The organism is Paraburkholderia sp. HD33-4 (genome assembly GCF_021390635.1).
Taxonomy (GTDB): domain Bacteria; phylum Pseudomonadota; class Gammaproteobacteria; order Burkholderiales; family Burkholderiaceae; genus Paraburkholderia.
On sequence record NZ_JAJEJS010000002.1, the window covers coordinates 590,919 to 610,095 of the forward strand.

Here is a 19,177-nt window from a genome sequence, read left to right on the forward strand (position 1 = left end):
CAAGGTCGCTGGAATCAACGAAGTCACAGAGGACAAGTCATGGATTTGGGAATCGCCGGGAAGAAGGCACTCGTGTGCGCATCGTCGCGCGGCCTCGGGCTCGCGTGCGCAACCGCGCTGGCGCGCGAGGGCTGCGAGGTGTTTATCAACGGCCGCAATCGCGACGCGCTGGAAACGGCCGCCGCGCAGATCGAGGGGGTGGCGGGCCGGCGTCCGCGCATCGTCGTCGCGGATCTGAACACGGAAGAGGGACGTGCGACGCTGATCGATGCGTGCCCCGCACCGGACATTCTGGTCAACAACAACGCGGGTCCCGAGCCCGGCAAGATCGGCGACTGGAGCCGCGAGGACTGGCTCGGCGCCGTGGAAGGCAACATGCTCGCGCCGATCTTCCTGATCAAGGCGTTCGTGCCGGGCATGCGCGAGCGGCGCTTCGGCCGCATCGTCAACATCACGTCGGCGATGGTCAAGTCGCCGAGCGCGATGATGGGGCTGTCGGCCGCCGTGCGCGCCGCGCTGACCGCGCTGAGCAAATCGGTGCAGCGCGATAGCGTCGTCGATAACGTGACGATCAACAACCTGCTGCCGGAGCGCTTCGACACCGACCGTCAGCGCTACATGGCCGAGCGCATGGTGAAGAAGGACGGCATCACGATGGCCGAAGCGAAGCAGCGGATCGCGGCGACGATCGCCGCGAAACGCCTCGGCGATCCGACGGAGTTCGGCGACGCGTGCGCATTCCTGTGCAGCGCGCAGTCCGGCTACATCTCGGGACAGAACCTGCAACTGGATGGCGGCTCGTATGCCGGCCTCGTCTAACGGAGAAGTGAAGTGAAATATTCCAGCTTTGAAATCGACGGACGCAGCACCTACGGCGTCGTGGCCGGCGATGGCGTAATCGATCTCGGCAAGCGCTTCGGTCACGAGTATGCGGACCTGAAGGCGTTGATCGCCGCCGGTTTTCCGCAGCACGTCGCGGCCGCGGCGTCCGAGCCCGCCGACTATGCGCTCGATCAGATCCGTTTTCTGCCGCCCGTCGCCGCGCCCGTTCACATCTGGTGTCTCGCGCTCAATTACGCTGAGCATCATAACGAAGTGCAGAGCGCGGGGCGTGTGCAGGAACTGCCGAAATCGCCGGCACTGTTCGCGCGCGCCGCGGATTCGCTGGTTGGGCACAATGAGCCGCTGCTGCATCCGGGCGTCAGCGAGCAGTTCGACTTCGAGGGGGAGCTGGTTGTCGTGATCGGCAAGCCTGGCTACCGGATCGCCGCCGAGGAAGCCTTCGAGCATATCGCGGGCTTTACAATCATGAACGAAGGCAGCGTGCGCGACTGGCAGTTTCACACGCGTCAGATCACGCCGGGGAAGAACTTCTACCGCAGCGGTTCGATCGGACCGTGGATCGTGCCGCGTCGCGAGATCGAGGATGTCGATCAGTTGCGCATCCGTACAACGCTGAACGGCCAGGTGATGCAGGACGAGTCCGTCAGCGCGATGATCCACAAGATCCCGCGTTTCATCGAATACGTGTCGACGATTGCGCCGCTGTATCCGGGCGACATCCTCGCGACCGGTACGCCGAGCGGTGTCGGGTTCTCGCGCACGCCGCCGGTGTTCATGAAACCGGGGGACGTGTGCGAGATTTCGATCGATAAAATCGGCACGCTGCGTAATACGGTGGGCCGCGAATAGCGCGAGCAGCTCAAGTAGCGCGAATAGCGTGACGGCCCTTTCACTCCATCGATTGACTAGATCCAGTTGAATCAGGAATGACGATGCGACGAATCGAGACCACCGCGTCCGAGAAAGACCTGCCGAGCATCTGGCAGTTGCGTGTCTTCGAGACCGTCGCGCGCCATGAAAACGTCACGCAGGCCTCGCAGGAATTGCTGCGCTCGCAGCCGGCCACGACCTCGTGTGTCGCGGCGCTCGAAGGGATGCTCGGCGTCGCGCTGTTCGAGCGCTCGCCGACCGGCACGTATCTGACGCCGGTCGGGGTCGCGGCGCTCGTGCGCACGCGCAAGATCCTGCAGTTCGCCGAAGAAGCCGCGCAACTCGTCGGCAGCACGCGCAAGGTCTCGCCGCTGGCGCTCGCGAGCAGCATCACGCGCACGCAGATGCGTTGCCTGATCGCGATCGAGGAGTGCGGCTCGTTTCGCGCGGCCGCGCGGATGCTCGGCATCACCGAGGCGTCGCTGCAGCGCGCGGCGCGCACGCTCGAGCAGAATCTCGGCGGGCAACTGTACCGGCATACTTCGGCTGGCATTAATACAACCGAAGTCGGCAGCGAGTTCGCGCGACGGCTGAAGCTCGTGTCGAGTCAGATCGCGGCGCTCGCGGAAACCGTCACCACCTACGAGTTTCCGAAGGAGCGCACGGTGACGGTCGGCGTGCTGCTGCTCGACCCGACCATCCTGATCGTCAACGCGATCCGCTCGCTGACCGTGCAGTTTCCCGATGCGCGCGTCGTGGTGCTGAGCGGCACGTACGAGACCTTGCTCAACAAGCTGCTGCGTGGCGAGATCGACTTCATGCTGGGGCTGTTGAAGCAGCCGGGCAAGGCATTCGATTTCGTCGAGGAGCCGCTGTATCACGAGCGTTATTGCGTGGTCGCGAGCCGCGAGCATCCGCTGACGCGGCAAAACGCGATCACCGTCGACGACCTCACGCGCTACCAATGGGTGCTGCCGCCGAAGGGTTCGCCGCGCCGCGAAGCCTACGAGCACATCTTCGCCGAAACCACGCCGCCGCCGGCGAGCATCGAAACCTATTCGCTGTCGACGATCCGCATCACGCTGTACGACGCCGAAATGCTGACGGTGCTGAGCTGGACCGAGGTGCTGAGCGAGCGGCGCTTCGGCTTCATCGCGCCGCTGCCGGTCGATGTGCCGTGGGACGGCCCGATTGTCGGCATTACGACGAAGCGCGATTGGCGGCCCAACGATGTGCAGGCGGCGTTTTTGCATCATCTGAAGCGCAATGCAACGGCGATTGCGGGTGAATCGGTGGCGCAACCGGAGGCTGCGGGGCCCGCTGCGCCTGAGCGACCCGCAGCCGCCGCCAAGCCAGCAAAAGCACAGCAAAAGTCCAAACCACCCAGGCGCAAAGCGGCGCGTTCCTGAGCGGCAAGACTCGGCACACGCTGACGAATCGAGTCCATAATGAGCGATTAGTCCTGCGAATCAAAAAACGAACGATGGAGACGACAATGTTGCAAATAAACAGCGGGCGCAGCCCGTTTCAGGAGCAGACGAGATTGTCCGGCAACCAGAAGCTGCTGCTCGGACTGGTCGGCGTCGGCAGCATGCTCGAGTTCTGGGACGCCTATCTGATCGGCTTCATCATGGCCTATCTGATCAAGCCGTGGGGCCTCACTTACGGGATCATGGGGGCGGTGCTGTTGTCGTCGGGCGCAGGGGCGATCGTCGGCGGTGTCGTGTGGGGCAGCATGGCCGATCGTCTTGGCCGCAAGCCGGTGTTCGTGCTGTCGCTGCTGCTTCTCGCGGCCGCCAGCGTCGGTCTCGCGTTCACGCCGGAGCGCGGCTGGATCTATATGGCGGTGCTGCGCGTCGTGATCGGCTTCTGTACGGCCGGCTACTTCATCCAGATTGCACTCGTGCACGAGTTCACGCCGCCGCGGCGACGCGGCATGCTGACCGGCATCGTGTCGGCGATCACGACGGGCGGCCTGCTGCTCGGCGCCTTCAGCGGCGCGTACGTGATTCCGGCGCTCGGCTGGCGCTGGACTTTCGCGCTCGGCGCCGCGCCGGCCGTGATCGCGCTGATCGGCGCCGCCTACATTCCCGAGTCGCCGCGCTGGCTGAGTCTGCAAGGCCGCGACGCGGACGCACGCCGCTCGATCGCGTGGGCGCTCGGCAAGCAGTCGTTCGAAGACCAGATCGATACGCCGCAACCGGCGGCCTCGCGCGGCTGGTTCGAACTGCTGCGCTGCCCGCGCAGCGTGATCACGACGACGCTGATCAACGTCGGCCTGATTGCCGGCTACTACGGCATCGTGCTGTGGGCGCCGACGCTGCTCGCGCAGATCCAGCAACTCACGCCGGCGCTCGCCGCCAAAACGATGATCGGCTTCGCCATGCTGGGCATGGTTGCGCGGCTGTCGGCGGCGGCACTGGCGGATCGCATCGGCCGGCGTAAAACGGGCGGCTACTTCGCGATCGCGTCGGCCATTGCGCTGCTCGCCGCAGGCTACATAGGCCACGGCGACTGGCTCAGTCCGTCGCTGTTCTGGGCGCCGTTGCTACTTGCGTTCATCTTCGCCGACGGCAGCTTCTCGGTGTGCGCCGCGTATTCCACCGAAATCTGGCCGTCGCGGTTGCGCGGCACCGGCTCGGGCTACGCGGGACTCGCGGGCTCGGTCGGCAAGATTCTCGGCCCGCTCGGTCTCGCGATGACCGCCGGCTCGAGCAATGTCGTGATGCCGTCGGCAACCGTCGGCGTGATCGTGCCGGCGTTCCAGTTCCTCGCGTTGTGCCTGCTCGTATGCGGCCTCACGTATCTGACGATCGGCATCGAGGCGCGCGGCAAGGCGCTGGAATCGATGGACCAGACCGAGGACGAGGCGCGCGCGGCGAGCCACTCGCCCGAGTACAGCAAAAACGGATGACCCTGGCAGTTTTTCGATTGGGCCTGCAAAGCGTAAGCCCATAGACTGCTCCACAACCTGCAACACATAGAGCAACACAAGAGGGAATCGATGAAGACATTGCGTGTGGGGATGATCGTGCCGTCGCTGAACACGATCGCCGAAGACGACTTCCGCGCCTATTGTCCGGACGGCGTCGCGTATCACGTGCATCGTATCCGGCTGCGCAAGGAAGCGGGACGCGTGACGATGGAAAGCCTGACGCGCGCCCACCTCGAAGCGATCGACGAGGCGAGCTACCTGAAAGACCTGTCACCCGATGCGATCGCGTTCAACTGCACGGGCGCGAGCGTCGCGAATGGTCAGGACTGCGACGCGAGGCTCGCGCAGCGTATGTCGGCCATGCTCGAGATTCCGTCGACCAACACGATGGTCGCGATCAAGGAAGCACTGCGCGCGCTGAAGGCCGACGGGATTTTGCACGTCTGTCCGTTCAGCGACGAGTTCTCGCGGGTCGAACGGCAATCGCTGCTCGATTCGGGCTTCAACGTATTGCGCACCGTGTCGCTCGGTTTCACCGACGCGAAAGTGGCCGCGCAGATGGAGCCCGCGGAAATCGCCGCGGTGGTGCGCAAGCAGGTCGACGGCGACACGCGCGCGGTGCTGCTGTCGTGCGCGAACGTGCGCGCGTTCGAAGCCGCCGACGAGCTCGAACGCGGCCTCGATCTGCCGGTCGTCACCAGCAATCAGGCGATGCTGTGGTCGGTGCTGAACGCGGCGGGCTGGCGCGGCCAGATTCGCGGCGCGGGCCGGCTGTTCCAGATCGAGGCGTGACGACGAGTCACTCAGGACATTCAGACTATCCGACGACGAACTTCCATGCCGATCGCAGACGCACAAGTCCATGCCTGGTCCAACGGTGTTTCGACCGGGCACCATCGACGCACGCCGATCACCGGCGACGTCCTCAAGGCCGAAATGGCGCAGGCGGGTGTCGACCGCGCGTTGCTGGTGCCGCCGCTGTGGGACCCCGACGGCAACGCGTACTCGCTGTCGCTCGCCGCGGCCGAGCCGCAACGTTTCGCGGTGATGGGCCTGCTCGACAGCCGGCTCGACAATCCGGACCGGCTGTTGCGCAGGTGGCGCGAGCAGCCCAATATGCGCGGCATCCGCTTCCTGTTCAACACGAAGGAGCGCTTGCAGCCGCTGCTCGACGGCGAGTTGGACCGGCTCTGGCCGATCGCCGAGGAAACCGGCCTCGTGGTCGCGCTGCTGGTGCCGAACGCGCTGCACATCGTCGACGACATCGCGCGGCGTCATCCGTGGCTGCAAATCATTGTCGATCATCTCGGCGTGCCGCGCGGCGCATCGGGGCCCAGCGCGTTCGATCATCTGCCCGCGCTGCTCGCGCTCGCCGAGCACCGGAACGTGCACGTGAAAGCGGCGGGCGTCGGCGATTACGCGCTCGACCCGTATCCGTTCCGTTCGCTCGAAACCACGTTGCGCCGCGTCTTCGACGCGTTCGGCGCCGAGCGGATCGTGTGGGCAAGCGAGCTGTCGAGGTTGCACCATCCGTACCGCCAGTGCGTCACGCACTTCAGCGAGACGTTGTCGTGGCTGTCGGCCGCGGATCGGGAGCTGATCATGGGCGGAAATTTGTGCCGATTGCTCGAATGGGGGTGACGAGCTTAGGGCACGCACGAGTTCAATAAACGCATAACAAGTACAACAATCAGACGATTCTTTCAGGAGACAACCATGCTTTCCCCGGGCAGTTGGCCTTGCATCATCCTGCTGTACATCTACGGCACCGTCGCGACGTCGCTCGTCACGCAGTCGGTTCCCGTGATTGGCGACATCGCGAAGTACTTCGACCTGTCGCATGCGAGCGCGGGCTGGGTCATCTCCATTCCGTCGCTGATCACCGCGATCGCCGCGGTGTTCGGCGGCTGGCTCGTCGACCGGATCGGCGACAAGCGCGTGATCTTCGGCGGCTCGGTGTTCGCACTTGTCGGCAACCTCGTCGTGTTCGGCTCGCATGACATCGGCACGATGTTTTTCGGCCGCCTGCTGCAAGGCGTTGGCTATCTGTCGCTGACGGTGGGTGCCGTGACGCTGATCATGCGCACGACGACGGGAGCGCGGCGCAGCATCGCGCTCGGCCTGTGGACCTCGCACACGGCGGTCGGCATCGGTCTCACGCTCAGCATCGTCGCGCCGCTCGCGCAGCGCGGCGAGCTGTGGCGTTGGGCATTCGGCGGACACGCGATCCTGATGGGCGCGCTCGCCTGCGCGGTGATCCTGCTGCCCGCCAAACAGGCGAATCTGCAAAGCCGTCGCCTGTCCGACATCTGGCTCGTGCTGAAAAGCCCGCGGCCGTATCGGGTGGCGCTTGCTTCGGGTGCCTCCGCGTTCATCCAGACCGGCATCATGGCCGCGCTGACCGTGTATCTGTCGCGGCGCTACGGCATTGCGATTCCGGCGGCGGCCGGGGTCGGCACGCTTGCCGAAGTGTTCGTCGCGTGTGGTTGTTTGAGCGTCGGCCATCTGTTGAAGGCAGGCGTGAACGGCGGGCGCCTCGCGATCGTCGGCGGCATCGTGATGCTGTGCGGCGGCATCGGCCTTTACTTGCCGATGGTCGGGCTCGTCGCGGCGATCGTCGCCGTCTGCGTGTTCTCGCTCGGTATCGGCACCGTCAACGGCTATATCTGGACCCTGGTTCCATCGTCGTCGCCGAGCGTCGGCTCGCTCGGCGCGACCAGCGGGGTGGTCGCGCAGGCCACGTATCTCGGCGTACTGCTCGGACCGCCGGCGATCTTCGCGAGCTTCTACGAAGGCGGCTGGATGGTGCGCATCGGGCTCGTCGTGATCGCGGTGGTGTTGCAACTCGCGCCGATTCTCGGCTGGGGGCGCCCGGAAAATCTCGAAGACCGCCGGCACGGCCCGGTGGAAGCGCTCGGACCGAACTGACCCGATTGACTTCAAGTGCATGGACGAACGGCGTCACGAGGCGCCGCTCGCGGGTCGTTGCGCGCTTCGCGTGGCGGGGTCAGCGCAGACCGGCCGTGGCAACGAAACATGACTAAGGATCCACAGCTTTTAAACACACAGAGCAGTTGATAACAATTAGCGGGACTAATGAAGGAGACATCATGAAGGTTTGGCGGTTGGTACAAAAATCGGCTATGTGCGCTGCGTTGAGCGCGGTGGGGATCGGCTGCGCGCATGCGCAAAGCAGCGTCACGCTGTACGGCATTATTTCGACCGGCATCGAATACGTGAGCAACGTGAAGGGATCGCACCTGTTCGCGCTGGCCAACGGCGGCATGATGCCGCCGCGTTTCGGGCTGCGCGGCGACGAAGACCTCGGCGGCGGCACGCATGCGATCTTCACGCTCGAAAACGGCTTCTCGATCACCAATGGCGCGATGCTCGGCGGCATGTTCGGGCGCCAGGCGTTCGTCGGCTTGAGCAATCAGCGCTACGGTACGGTGACCATGGGCCGTCAATACGAGGAAATGACCAACAGCCTGTGGTGGGCTGAGTCCGCCAATATCTTCGCGGGTTTCGGCGCGCATATCGGCGACAACGACAACATGTTCTTCACGAACCGCTTCAACAACTCGGTGCGCTACGTGTCGCCGACGTTCTCGGGGCTCACGTTCGCAGGCAGCTACGCGTTCTCGAACTCGACGCAGTTCTCCAACAACAACGGTTTCAGCGGCAGCGCCGTGTATGCGAAGGGCGCGTTGAAGGCCGGTGTGGCGTTCACGCAGTTCAACCGGCGCAGCAACGCGACGCCGTCGAACCTGACGAGCGGCGCAGTGGATAGCACGGGCTGGGGCTTCAGCTCACCGTTCGTCGTGAGCCCGACGGGCGCGGGCACCGACCAGCAGCGCATCATCGGTACGGGGGTGACCTACGATTTCGGCTTCGTCAACGTGCTGGTCAGCTATTCGAACGTGCTGTTCAACTACTCGGATTCGACGGGATTGCGCTTGCAGAACGGCGAAATCGGTGTGTGGAAGCGCTTTACGCCGGCGCTCCAGATCGGCGTGTCGTACGTGTATACGGCCGGTGATTATTCGGGTGGCCGCTCGCCTCACTACAACCAGGTGACGCTCGCGAGCGACTACCTGCTGTCAAAGCGAACCGATCTGTTCCTCACCGGCATCTATCAGCGCGCAAGCGGGCCGGGTGCGTTTGCGCAGATCTATACGACGACCGCTTCGAGCGGTCAGTCGCAAGCGCTGGTGCAGGCGGGGATCCGGCACCGGTTCTGATGCCGTTCGCGACGGCTTGGAGTAAGGCAGACCAGGCCCGCGCGGGAAGGTCATTGAACAAAGGCAAGGCGGTGCGCGCTTTGCCTTTGTCTTTCCAGTATTCCAGCGTGCCGCGATCGGGTGTCTTCAGGTCACCCGCTCACGCAACCAGGCCGAGCCGAGATCGATCACCGTCACGACGACGATCACCATGATCATCACGGCGGCCGTCTGAGCATAGTTGAACGAGCGGATCGCTTCGTACAGCACGACGCCGATGCCGCCCGCGCCGACCATGCCGACCACCATCGCCGAGCGCACGTTCGACTCGAAGCGATACAGCGCGAACGAGATCCACAGCGGCAGCACTTGCGGCAGCACCGCATAGACGATTTCGTCGAGACGCGTCGCGCCCGTCGCGCGCACGCCTTCGGCCGGGCGGGGATCGATTGCCTCGACCGCTTCGGCGAACAGCTTGGCGAGCACGCCCGTCGTATGCACCCACAGCGCGAGCACGCCGGCGAACGGACCGAGCCCGACCGCGACGATGAACAGCATCGCGAAGACCATTTCATTGATCGCGCGGCACGCGTCCATCAGGCGGCGCACCGGTTGCACGACCCACTGCGGCGCGAGATTGTGCGCGGACATCAGACCGAACGGCACCGCGCAGACGAGCGAGAGCGCGGTGCCCCAGATCGCGACCGCCAGCGTCACGTACATCTCGTGCAGGTAGCTGCGCCACTCGGTGAAGTCGGGCGGGAAGAAGTCTTTCGCGAACTGACCCATGTTCGCGGAGTCGCTGAGCAGATCGAGCGGACGCATGTCGGCGCCGTGCCACGCGCCGCCGAGTACGGCGAGCACTGCGATCCAGCCGAGCAGCGACCGCCAGCTGCGCTTGCCGGCTTGCTGTTTCGCTTGCTCGGCCCGCGCCGCTTCGCTCGCGTGCGCCGGCGACGTGATCAGATCGGCCGTGTTCATTGCTTCGACTGTGCGTTGCTGAGCGCGCTCAGCTTCGCGTCGAGCGCGGCCAATTGCGTCTTGCGGTCGCTATCGGACAGATGCGTATCGCTCTCGATCTTCTGCTTCTGCTGGAACAGCACGATCTCGCGAATCGGCAGCAGTTGTTGATCCGACGATGCCTCGAAGCCGCTGTACTCGGTGATGCCGGCCATCACCGCTTTTTCGTGCGGATCGGTTTTCGCGTAGTTCAGGAAGAACTTGCGCAGCTTGTCCTTGGTCGCTTGCGGCAGATCCTTGCGCCACACGAGCGGATCCGACGGAATCAGCGGCGAGGTCCACAGCACGCGCACCTGCGCGAACTTGTCCGGGTGCTCGCGCTTGAGCGTCTCCATCATCATGCTGTTGTTGGTCGCGATATCGATCTTGTTGTTGACGACGGCCAGCAGATTCGCTTCATGGCTCGACGGCAGCACGCTCCTGAACGACGTATTGACCGGCGTGTTGTGCTTCGCGAACAGGTAGTAGCCCGGCACCAGCGTGCCCGACGTCGAGTTCGGATCGCCGAAGCCGAGCGTCACGCTCTTCGTGTCCTTGAATACGTCGTCGAGCGTCTTGAAGCGGCTGTTCACGTTGGTGATCAGCAGCGAGTAGTAGCCGCTGTCGCCGTTCGCGTGCTGCGCTTTCGCGAATACTTCGCCACCCGAACGATCGACGGCCTCGATCGCCGACGCGTTGCCGAAATAGCCGACCTGCACCTTGTTGAAGCGCATACCTTCGATGATGCCCGCGTAGTCGGTCGCGAAGAATGCCTTCACGTCCAGGCCGGTCTGTTTCTTCATGTCGTCGATCAGCGGTTCCCAGCGTTGCTTGAGCACCGCCGACGAATCGGTCGAGATGATGCCGAGGTTGATGTCCTCCGCGTGGGCTGCGGCGACGCAGGCGAAAGCGGCAGCGCCGGCCGCGAGCGTGATCAGGGAGCGCAAGAATTTCATCGGTTGAGATCCGGTTGGGTGGACGGAGAGAGTCAGGAGCGCGCGACAGTGCGCGCGGTTCAGTTCGACGGCGCGCCGCTCAGCGCGAACGCGTGGCGCGCGGCGGCGGGGCCGGCGTCCAGACGTGCAGGCGCGGTGGCGTGATTGGCCGCGTCAGGCGCATCGTGAGCGTCGTTTGCGCCGTGCGTCGCGTCGTCGAGCAGTTCGCGCGCATCGTCGCCGTAGAGTTTTTTCAGCAGCGCCGGTGTCAGCGCACTCGAAGGGCCGTCGTAGACCACCTTGCCGCGACGCAGCGCGACCGTGCGCGGACAGTACTTCATTGCGATGTCGACCTGATGCAGCGACACCAGCACCGTGATCCGATGCTCGACGTTCAGCGCTTGCAGCATGTCCATCACGCGGCGCGACGACTCGGGATCGAGCGAGGCGATCGGTTCGTCGGCGAGCACGATCTGCGCACGCTGCACGAGCGCCCGTGCGAGCGCGGCGCGTTGCTGTTGGCCGCCCGACAGGTTCGCGGCGCGCTCGCGCGCATGTTCGCCGATACCGACCTCGTGCAGCGCAGCCAGCGACAGTGCGCGTTCCGCGCGCGGGAAGCGGCCGGACAGACGGCGCCACCACGGCAGACGTGCGAGCGCGCCGATCAGCACGTTGGTTTCGACCGACAGCCGGTTCACCAGGTTGAACTGCTGGAACACGAAGCCGATGTCGCGGCGAATGCTGCGCACTTCACGCACGATGCGGCCGTTCTGCTGGATCGGCCGGCCGAGAATTTCGATCTGCGATGGCTGCGCATCCGACGCGGTAAAGCCCGCGATATGCCGTAGCAAAGTCGATTTGCCCGAGCCTGATGCGCCGATCAACGCGACCATCTCACCGGGCGCGACGCGCAGATCGATTTCGTCGAGCGCTTTGCGGCCATTGCCGAACGTCTTGCTCAAACGTTCGATTCGAATAGCTTCACGGATCGCTTCCATCTGTATTTCCTCGCTGCATCCGGACACTGCCGGTATGTGTGGGGCTCATTCTAGAAAGCGACTGTGACGGTTGAGTGAAGGCATCGCAACGTCTAGACGACTACATCTTTGTGTGCGACTTTTGCCGCAGTGTCATGTGTCGTCAGGATGGCAAAACGAAGTCAGCGCGAAGTCAGGGATTCGAACGAAAAGTGACATACGGATGACACGATGCGCATGCACACGTGCGCGCTCGCGCGTGTTGACACACAGCCAGGCTATAGTGCGTCTGTTCTGGCCGCCCTTAATAATCCCGACACTCCGGTCACGCCGTCATGCCGACTCCTTTGAGCTTTCTTCCGGACAGTTTTGCCGAATATGAAGATCTCAAGTCGATACTCGACCAAGGCAGGGCGAGCTTCGAAATCCGCGCGGTTTGCGAAACCGAGGTACGCGGCCGGCACTTTTCGGTGTACACCGCGAGCATCGGTTCATCCGATCCGCTCGCGCCGGCCATTGGTTTTTTCGGCGGCATTCACGGGCTCGAGCGAATCGGCTCGCAACTCGTGCTCGACTATATGCGCGCGCTGCTCGCGCGGCTCGAATGGGACGAATTGCTGGTGCGGCAATTGCAGTCCGTCCGGCTGATCTTCCTACCGATCGCAAATCCCGGCGGCATGTGGGCATCGACGCGCGCGAATCCGCGCGGCGTCGATCTGATGCGCAACGCGCCGCAGAACGCCGACGCGCGTGTGCCGGTGCTTGCGGGCGGCCAGCGCGTCGGTGCGTGGCTGCCGTGGTATCGCGGCCGCGAGGGCGAGCCGATGGAGCCCGAGGCGGCCGCACTGCTGGAAGTGGTCGAAACGCAACTCGCGGCGCGGCCGCTCAGCATCGCGCTCGATTGCCATTCCGGTTACGGCTGGAGCGACAGCATCTGGTTTCCGTACGCGAGAACCCGCAGCCAGATGCCGCATCTGCCTGAAATGTACGTGTTGAAAAGCATGTTCGAACACGCGCATCCGCATCATGGCTACACGTTCGAGCCGCAAAGCCATCAGTATCTGCTGCACGGCGATCTGTGGGACTACGCGTACGACCGCACACCGGTGCCGAACATCTTTCTGCCGATGACGCTCGAACTCGGCTCGTGGCTGTGGATCAAGAAGAACCCGCGCCAGTTGTTTTCGCGGCAGGGCATGTTCAATCCGGTGATGGAGCATCGCACCGCGCGCGTGCTGCGGCGCCATGCGAACCTGTTCGACTTCCTCGCGCGCGCGGCGTTTTCGTCGCAGCGCTGGCTGCCGCAAGGCAACCGTCGCGAGCAGTTGCTGCAAAGCGCACTCGACCACTGGTACAGGCCGGATAGCGTATGAGCACGTGGATCCTGCTGCGCGGACTCACGCGCGAAACGCGGCATTGGGGGCGCTTGCCGGCGGCGTTGCGCGAAACCCTGGGTCAAATCCCGGCCGAGTGCTGGCGCGAAGCAATCACAACGGCAACCGCGACGAGCGCGACGGGCGTGCGTTTGCTGCTGCTCGATCTGCCCGGCAACGGCGAGTTCGTGCAGCGGCGCGCACCCGCAAGCGTCGCGGGCATGGTCGCTTTCGTGCGGCGCGCCGCACTGGAAACCGGCGTGCCCGGTCCCTACAACGTGATCGCGATGTCGCTCGGCGGCATGGTCGCGACCAGCTGGGCCCAGCGTCATCCCGGCGAAATCGAACGGCTCGTGCTGATCAATACCAGCATGCGGCCGTTCAGCCGCGCGCACGAGCGGCTGCGGCCATCGGCATGGCCGGGTCTGCTCGGCGTCGCCGCGCATTGGGGCGATGCGGCCGATGCCGAAAGCGGCATCCATCGTCTGACATGCAACAACGTCGACAGCCTGGGCGCGGATCTCGCCGCGTGGACCGCAATCCGCCGCAGTGCGCCGGTGAGCCGCGCGAATGCGCTGCGGCAATTGTGGGCTGCCGCACGCTTTCGCGCAGCAGCCGCCGCGCCGGGCTGTGCGATGCTGCTTCTGTCCTCGCGAGCCGATGGGCTCGTCGACCCGGTCTGTTCGGTGAAGCTGGCGGCGGCGTGGGGCGTGCCGCATCGCGAGCATCCGTGGGCCGGTCACGATCTGCCGCACGACGATCCGGCGTGGACCGCCGCGCAGATTCGAGCGTGGCTCATGCAGCGCACCGAAGACAGGGATGCGGCAGCACCGGCTCCGGCGCCGGCGCCGGCAAAGCCCGCGGGTTGAGCCGCGCACGGCGTTGCCGCGCCGCAGCGACGCAACCCCGTTCGGCGGAGCTGTTCCGACGCATCGACGATTCGTCAGCGGGTATTACCTGACTGCGCGAAACGGCCGCATCGCGCACGGCAGGCGCATAATTCCAACTCAGACGTTGCCTGCGAATCACGCGATACTCACCATTGCCGCCAGCCAGGGGAGTCGATCATGCAAGCAAAGAACGAAGAAGCCGTCACGCACCTGCTGAACGATGTCGTCGAATTTGCGCGGGGGCGGTTGCCGGAACCGACCTTCAATATCGTCGAACCCTTCCTGCGGCACTACTACGATTTCGGCGACGCGGGCGATCTGCAAAGCCGCTCGATCGCCGATCTGTACGGCGCGGCGCTCGCCCACTGGCAGACCGTGCAGCGCTTCGTGCCGGGCCAGCAGCGACTGCGCGTGTATAACCCGATCCTCGAACAGCATGGCTGGCATTCCGATCACACGGTCGTCGAGATCGCCAACGACGACATGCCGTTCCTCGTCGACTCGGTGTCGATGACCGTCAACCGGCACGGGCTCGCGCTGCATTCGGTCGTGCACCCGGTGTTTCGGATCTGGCGCGCGCCGGACGGCAGCATCGCGCGCGTGAGCCAGGGCGCCGAAGAGGCGGGCGATACCCGCTCGCATCTGACCTCGTGCATCCATTTCGAAGTCGATCGTTGCGGCGATGCCGCAAAACTCGACGCGTTGCGCGATGACATCGCGCGCGTGCTCGGCGACGTGCGCGCGGCGGTCGAGGATTGGCCGAAGATCATCGAACGCGCGAAGCAGACGATTCAGGATATGAAGGTGCGCGAGACCGGTCCCGAGGGCGTGGAAGCGCGCGCGTTCGTCGAATGGATGGTCGCCGATCATTTCACCTTCCTCGGCCAGCGTGATTACGAACTGGTGCAGCACGACGGCGGCTACGGTTTGCGGGCGGTCGCGGGCTCCGGTCTCGGCATTCTGCGCGATGCGCAGCAGCCGGGCAGTGCGGCCGAAGTCACGCCGTTGCCGCCGGCGGCCACGGAGATCATCTCCGGGTCGTTGCCGATCTTTCTGACCAAGGCCAATTCGCGCGCCACGGTGCACCGGCCAGGCTACCTCGATTATGTCGGCATCAAGCTGAGCGGCCCGGATGGCAAGGTAACGGGCGAACGGCGCTTCATCGGCCTGTATACGTCGACCGCTTATTTCGTGTCGGCCGCGGAGATTCCGATCGTGCGGCGCAAATGCGCGAATATCGTCAGACGGGCGGCATTCCTGCCGAAAGGCCATCTGGCGAAATCGCTGGTGACGGTGCTCGAGACCTATCCGCGCGATGAATTGTTCCAGGCCGACGAGGACCAGCTGTACGACACCGCGCTCGGCGTGCTGCGCTTGCAGGAGCATCAGCGCACGCGGCTGTTCGTGCGGCGCGATCGCTTCGACCGCTTCGTGTCGTGCCTCGTGTTCGTGTCGCGCGACAAGTACAACACCGATATGCGGCAACGTACCGCAAACCTGCTCGCTGACGCATTCAATGGCGAGAACGTCGAATTCACCCCGCTGCTGTCGGAGTCGACGCTCGCGCGAATTCATTTCGTTGTCCATGCAAAACCAGGTGGCATGCCGGACGTCGACACGCGCGAGCTCGAAGCGCGGCTCGTGCAGGTCACGCGCCGCTGGCAAGACGATCTTGCCGACGCGTTGCTCGACGCCTATGGCGAAGAGCAGGGCAACCGTTTGCTGCAACATTACGGCGCGTCGTTTCCGGCCGGCTATCGCGACGACTACCCGGCGCGCACGGCGGTGCGCGATATCGAACTGATCGAGCGCGTGCAGGGCAGCGAGCGGCTCGCAATGAACCTGTACCGGCCAATCGAATCGGGACCGCGCGCGTTCCGCTTCAAGGTGTATCGCGCGGGCTTGCCGATCGCGCTGTCGCGCAGCTTGCCGATGCTGGAACATCTGGGCGTGCGCGTCGACGAAGAGCGGCCTTATCTGATCGAAGCAATCGGCGCGACGCCCGCGTGGATCCACGACTTCGGCCTCGAACTCGCCGACGATGCCGAGTTCGACATCGAGCGGGTGAAAGATCTGTTCGAACAGGCGTTCGAGCAGGTGTGGACCGGAGCGATCGAAAGCGACGATTTCAACCGCCTCGTGCTGCGCGCGCAGCTCAATGCCCGCGAGGTGACGATTCTGCGCGCGTACGCGAAGTACTTGCGGCAGGTCGGTTCGACCTTCAGCGACGCGTATATCGAGCGCGCGGTAACCGGCAATCCGGCGATTGCGCGCATGCTCGTCGAGCTGTTCGTCGCGCGCTTCGATCCGGCGCTCGGCGCTGTGCGCGAGGCGCGCGTCAACGCTTGCCTGGAAACAATCGACAGCGCGCTCGACCAGGTGCCGAATCTCGACGAAGACCGCATCCTGCGGCAGTTTCTCGGCGTGATCAAGGCGACCAAACGCACCAACTACTACCGCTATGACGCTCAGGGGCAACCGAAGCCGTACCTGTCGTTCAAGTTCGATCCCGCGCAGGTGCCAGGCTTGCCCGAGCCGAAACCGATGTTCGAGATCTGGGTCTATTCGCCGCGCGTCGAGGGTGTGCATCTGCGAGGCGGGCGCGTCGCCCGCGGCGGCCTGCGCTGGTCGGATCGGCGCGAGGACTTCCGCACGGAAGTGCTCGGCCTGATGAAGGCGCAGATGGTGAAGAACGTCGTGATCGTGCCGGTGGGCTCGAAGGGCGGCTTCGTCGTCAAGAATCCGCCGCCGCAGAGCGATCGCGATGCGTGGATGCGCGAAGGCGTCGCGTGCTATCAGACCTTCCTGCGCGGCTTGCTCGACGTAACCGACAACCTCGCGGGCACCGACATCGTGCCGCCGCCCGACGTGGTGCGCCACGACCCCGACGACCCGTATCTGGTCGTCGCCGCCGACAAGGGCACGGCCACGTTCTCCGACTACGCGAACGCGATCTCGCAGGAATACGGTTTCTGGCTCGACGACGCATTCGCGTCGGGCGGCTCGGTCGGCTACGACCACAAGAAGATGGGCATCACCGCGCGCGGCGCATGGGAGTCGGTCAAGCGGCACTTCCGCGAAATGGGTGTCGACACGCAGAGCGAAGACTTCACGGTGGTCGGTGTCGGCGACATGTCGGGCGACGTGTTCGGCAACGGCATGCTGTTGTCGCCGCATATCAAACTGCTCGCCGCATTCGATCACCGGCACATCTTTCTCGATCCGAATCCCGATCCCGCCGCGAGCATGGCGGAGCGCGCGCGGCTTTTCATGCTCGACCGTTCGAGCTGGGCCGATTACGATCCGTCACTGATCTCGGCAGGCGGCGGCGTGTTCCCGCGCAGCGCGAAGACGATTCCACTGTCCGCGGCGGTGCAGGCAGCGCTCGGCATCAGCGCGGCGGCGCTGTCGCCGGCCGAGCTGATGCGCGTGATTCTGCAGGCGCCGGTCGATCTGCTTTATAACGGCGGCATCGGCACCTACGTGAAGGCGAGCCGCGAAACCAATCAGCAGGCGGGCGATCGCGCGAACGACGCGATCCGCGTGAGCGGCGCGGAGCTGCGCTGCAAGGTCGTGGCCGAGGGCGGCAATCTCGGCCTGACGCAACTCGGGCGCATCGAGTTCGCGCAGCGCGGCGGCCGCATCAATACCGATGCAATCGATAACTCGGCCGGTGTCGATTGCTCGGATCACGAAGTCAACATCAAGATTCTGCTGGGTCTCGTCGTCGCCGATGGTGAAATGACGGAGAAGCAGCGCAATGCGTTGCTTGCCGAAATGACCGATGAAGTCGGTCTGCTCGTGCTGACGGACAACTACTATCAGACGCAGGCTTTGTCGATCGCGGGCCGCTTCGGCGTCGAGCTGCTCGATGCCGAAACGCGTTTGATGCGCTATCTGGAGAAGGCGGGGCGGCTCAATCGCGTGATCGAGTTTCTGCCCACCGACGAAGACGTCGCCGAGCGCGCGGCCGCGAAGCAGGGTCTCACGACACCGGAGCGCGCGGTGCTGCTCGCGTACAGCAAGATGTGGCTGTATGACGCGCTGCTCGAATCGTCGATGCCGGAAGACCCGCTCGTCAGCGACATGTTGATCGAGTACTTTCCGAAGCCTCTGCGGCAGCGTTTCCGCGAACCGATGCAGCGCCATCCGCTGCGCCGTGAAATCCTCGCGACGCATCTGACCAATGCGCTCGTGAATCGCGTCGGCTGCGAGTTCGTGCATCGGCTGATGGAGGAGACCGATGCTCAGCCCGGCGACATCGTGCGCGCGTGCATCATGGCGCGCGACGTGTTCGATCTCGATCAGATCTGGCGCAGTATCGACGCGCTCGATAACCGCGTCGCCGACGACGTGCAGGCGCGCATGTTCGCGGAGGTCGCGCGGCTCGTCGAACGCTCGGCGCTGTGGTTCCTGCGGCATCTGCAAACGGGCGGGGCCAACGGCGACGTGACCGGCCTGCTCGCGCGCTGTCGCGATGCTGCGCAGCGTCTCGCGCCACAATGGCCGGCGCTGTTGCCGGGTGCCGATCTCGAAGCGTTGTCGGAGCGGCAACGGGTGTTCGTCGATGCGGGTGTCGATAGCGATCTCGCGGTGCGTATCGCGAGCGGCGAGGTGTCGGCCGCGCTGCTCGATATCGCCGAAGTCGCGTCGACCTGCGGGCGCAATCTCGAACAGGTCGCGGGCGTCTACTTCGCGCTCGGCACGCTGCTGAACTACAGCTGGATCAGCGAGCGCGCCGCCTCGCTGCCGGCGCCGACGCATTGGGACATGCTCGCGCGCGCCTCGGCCCTTGCCGAACTCGCGCGGCTCAAGCGCGCGCTGACCACCAGCGCGTTGACCGGCGCGACCGATGCGTCGACGCCCGATTCGCTGGTGCAAACGTGGCGCGAGAAACGCGCGGCGCAACTCGAGCGCTATACGCGTCTGCTGACCGATCTGCGCGCGACGGGCGGCGCGAGTCTTTCGGTGCTGCTGGTGGTCGTGCGGGAGATGGCGGCGCTAGAGAGGGCGTGAGCGGCGCGAGTGGCGCGAGTGGCGTAGAGGACGCTTGGGGAACTGGCGGCACGGCGACACATCAGGTCCGATTCCTGCGAGCTGGTGTGTGGTTGTCATCCATAATACCGGGTACTTGC

Annotated in this window: 14 protein-coding genes; 11 read left to right on the plus strand and 3 right to left on the minus strand. The window is 64.7% G+C overall.

Features of this window, described 5'->3' with window-relative positions:
- Window positions 1–39 precede the first annotated feature (39 nt).
- The 8 genes from L0U84_RS22630 (at window position 40) to L0U84_RS22665 (ending at window position 8,889) form a co-directional block, all read left to right on the plus strand.
- Window positions 40–819 (plus strand): SDR family oxidoreductase, encoded by a 780-nt coding sequence (locus tag L0U84_RS22630; RefSeq protein ID WP_233852819.1) that lies wholly within the window; start codon window positions 40–42, stop codon window positions 817–819.
- A 12-nt stretch (window positions 820–831) separates the two neighbouring features.
- Window positions 832–1,692 (plus strand): fumarylacetoacetate hydrolase family protein, encoded by an 861-nt coding sequence (locus L0U84_RS22635; RefSeq protein ID WP_233852820.1) that lies wholly within the window; start codon window positions 832–834, stop codon window positions 1,690–1,692.
- Between the two features lie 83 nt (window positions 1,693–1,775).
- The gene (locus L0U84_RS22640) at window positions 1,776–3,122 is read left to right on the plus strand and encodes a LysR family transcriptional regulator (RefSeq protein WP_233852821.1); all 1,347 of its coding nucleotides are present in this window, start codon (window positions 1,776–1,778) and stop codon (window positions 3,120–3,122) included.
- Between the two features lie 86 nt (window positions 3,123–3,208).
- A complete protein-coding gene (locus L0U84_RS22645; protein WP_233852826.1) occupies window positions 3,209–4,627 on the plus strand; it encodes an MFS transporter in 1,419 nt (472 codons plus the stop codon).
- Window positions 4,628–4,717: 90 nt separating this feature from the next.
- A complete protein-coding gene (locus L0U84_RS22650) occupies window positions 4,718–5,440 on the plus strand; it encodes a maleate cis-trans isomerase family protein (protein WP_233852827.1) in 723 nt (240 codons plus the stop codon).
- A gap of 45 nt (window positions 5,441–5,485) precedes the next feature.
- Window positions 5,486–6,289 carry an amidohydrolase family protein gene (locus L0U84_RS22655; protein WP_233852829.1) on the plus strand — a complete coding sequence of 268 codons (804 nt, stop codon included), beginning with the start codon at window positions 5,486–5,488 and terminating at the stop codon, window positions 6,287–6,289.
- A gap of 75 nt (window positions 6,290–6,364) precedes the next feature.
- A complete protein-coding gene (locus L0U84_RS22660) occupies window positions 6,365–7,576 on the plus strand; it encodes an MFS transporter (protein ID WP_233852830.1) in 1,212 nt (403 codons plus the stop codon).
- Window positions 7,577–7,791: 215 nt separating this feature from the next.
- Window positions 7,792–8,889 (plus strand): porin, encoded by a 1,098-nt coding sequence (locus L0U84_RS22665; protein ID WP_233852833.1) that lies wholly within the window; start codon window positions 7,792–7,794, stop codon window positions 8,887–8,889.
- 126 nt (window positions 8,890–9,015) lie between these two features.
- Here L0U84_RS22665 and phnE read toward each other — a convergent pair whose 3' ends face one another.
- From phnE to phnC, 3 genes are read right to left on the minus strand one after another with little or no spacing between them, the layout of a single operon-like run.
- Window positions 9,016–9,849, minus strand: coding sequence for a phosphonate ABC transporter, permease protein PhnE (gene phnE, locus L0U84_RS22670; protein WP_233852834.1), 834 nt, complete (start codon window positions 9,847–9,849; stop codon window positions 9,016–9,018).
- Window positions 9,846–10,823: a phosphonate ABC transporter substrate-binding protein gene (phnD, locus tag L0U84_RS22675; protein ID WP_233852835.1), complete on the minus strand. Its 978-nt coding sequence runs from the start codon at window positions 10,821–10,823 to the stop codon at window positions 9,846–9,848. Before phnD ends, phnE begins: the two co-directional genes overlap by 4 nt.
- A gap of 59 nt (window positions 10,824–10,882) precedes the next feature.
- Window positions 10,883–11,800, minus strand: a complete 918-nt coding sequence (gene phnC / locus L0U84_RS22680; protein WP_233852839.1) for a phosphonate ABC transporter ATP-binding protein — start codon at window positions 11,798–11,800, stop codon at window positions 10,883–10,885.
- A gap of 314 nt (window positions 11,801–12,114) precedes the next feature.
- Here phnC and L0U84_RS22685 point away from each other — a divergent pair, with 314 nt between their 5' ends.
- The 3 genes from L0U84_RS22685 to L0U84_RS22695 all read left to right on the plus strand — a co-directional run bounded on the left by L0U84_RS22685 (window position 12,115) and on the right by L0U84_RS22695 (window position 19,058).
- Entirely contained in the window at window positions 12,115–13,152 is a 1,038-nt protein-coding gene (locus tag L0U84_RS22685; RefSeq protein WP_233852845.1) for a M14 family zinc carboxypeptidase, read from the plus strand.
- On the plus strand, window positions 13,149–14,021 hold the full coding sequence (locus L0U84_RS22690) for an alpha/beta fold hydrolase (RefSeq protein WP_233852846.1): 873 nt from the start codon (window positions 13,149–13,151) through the stop codon (window positions 14,019–14,021). Before L0U84_RS22685 ends, L0U84_RS22690 begins: the two co-directional genes overlap by 4 nt.
- A gap of 198 nt (window positions 14,022–14,219) precedes the next feature.
- Window positions 14,220–19,058, plus strand: a complete 4,839-nt coding sequence (locus tag L0U84_RS22695; protein WP_233852847.1) for an NAD-glutamate dehydrogenase — start codon at window positions 14,220–14,222, stop codon at window positions 19,056–19,058.
- Window positions 19,059–19,177 lie beyond the last annotated feature (119 nt).

Excerpts from the sequence above, each read along its gene's own strand:
- L0U84_RS22660 (WP_233852830.1), top strand. The coding sequence starts at position 6,365 with ATGCTTTCCCCGGGCAGTTGGCCTTGCATCATCCTGCTGTACATCTAC.
- L0U84_RS22665 (WP_233852833.1), top strand. The coding sequence starts at position 7,792 with ATGTGCGCTGCGTTGAGCGCGGTGGGGATCGGCTGCGCGCATGCGCAA.
- L0U84_RS22650 (WP_233852827.1), top strand. The coding sequence starts at position 4,718 with ATGAAGACATTGCGTGTGGGGATGATCGTGCCGTCGCTGAACACGATC.
- phnC (WP_233852839.1), bottom strand. The coding sequence starts at position 11,800 with ATGGAAGCGATCCGTGAAGCTATTCGAATCGAACGTTTGAGCAAGACG.
- L0U84_RS22690 (WP_233852846.1), top strand. The coding sequence starts at position 13,149 with ATGAGCACGTGGATCCTGCTGCGCGGACTCACGCGCGAAACGCGGCAT.
- L0U84_RS22645 (WP_233852826.1), top strand. The coding sequence starts at position 3,209 with ATGTTGCAAATAAACAGCGGGCGCAGCCCGTTTCAGGAGCAGACGAGA.
- phnD (WP_233852835.1), bottom strand. The coding sequence starts at position 10,823 with ATGAAATTCTTGCGCTCCCTGATCACGCTCGCGGCCGGCGCTGCCGCT.
- L0U84_RS22640 (WP_233852821.1), top strand. The coding sequence starts at position 1,776 with ATGCGACGAATCGAGACCACCGCGTCCGAGAAAGACCTGCCGAGCATC.
- L0U84_RS22655 (WP_233852829.1), top strand. The coding sequence starts at position 5,486 with ATGCCGATCGCAGACGCACAAGTCCATGCCTGGTCCAACGGTGTTTCG.
- L0U84_RS22685 (WP_233852845.1), top strand. The coding sequence starts at position 12,115 with ATGCCGACTCCTTTGAGCTTTCTTCCGGACAGTTTTGCCGAATATGAA.
- L0U84_RS22630 (WP_233852819.1), top strand. The coding sequence starts at position 40 with ATGGATTTGGGAATCGCCGGGAAGAAGGCACTCGTGTGCGCATCGTCG.
- L0U84_RS22695 (WP_233852847.1), top strand. The coding sequence starts at position 14,220 with ATGCAAGCAAAGAACGAAGAAGCCGTCACGCACCTGCTGAACGATGTC.
- phnE (WP_233852834.1), bottom strand. The coding sequence starts at position 9,849 with ATGAACACGGCCGATCTGATCACGTCGCCGGCGCACGCGAGCGAAGCG.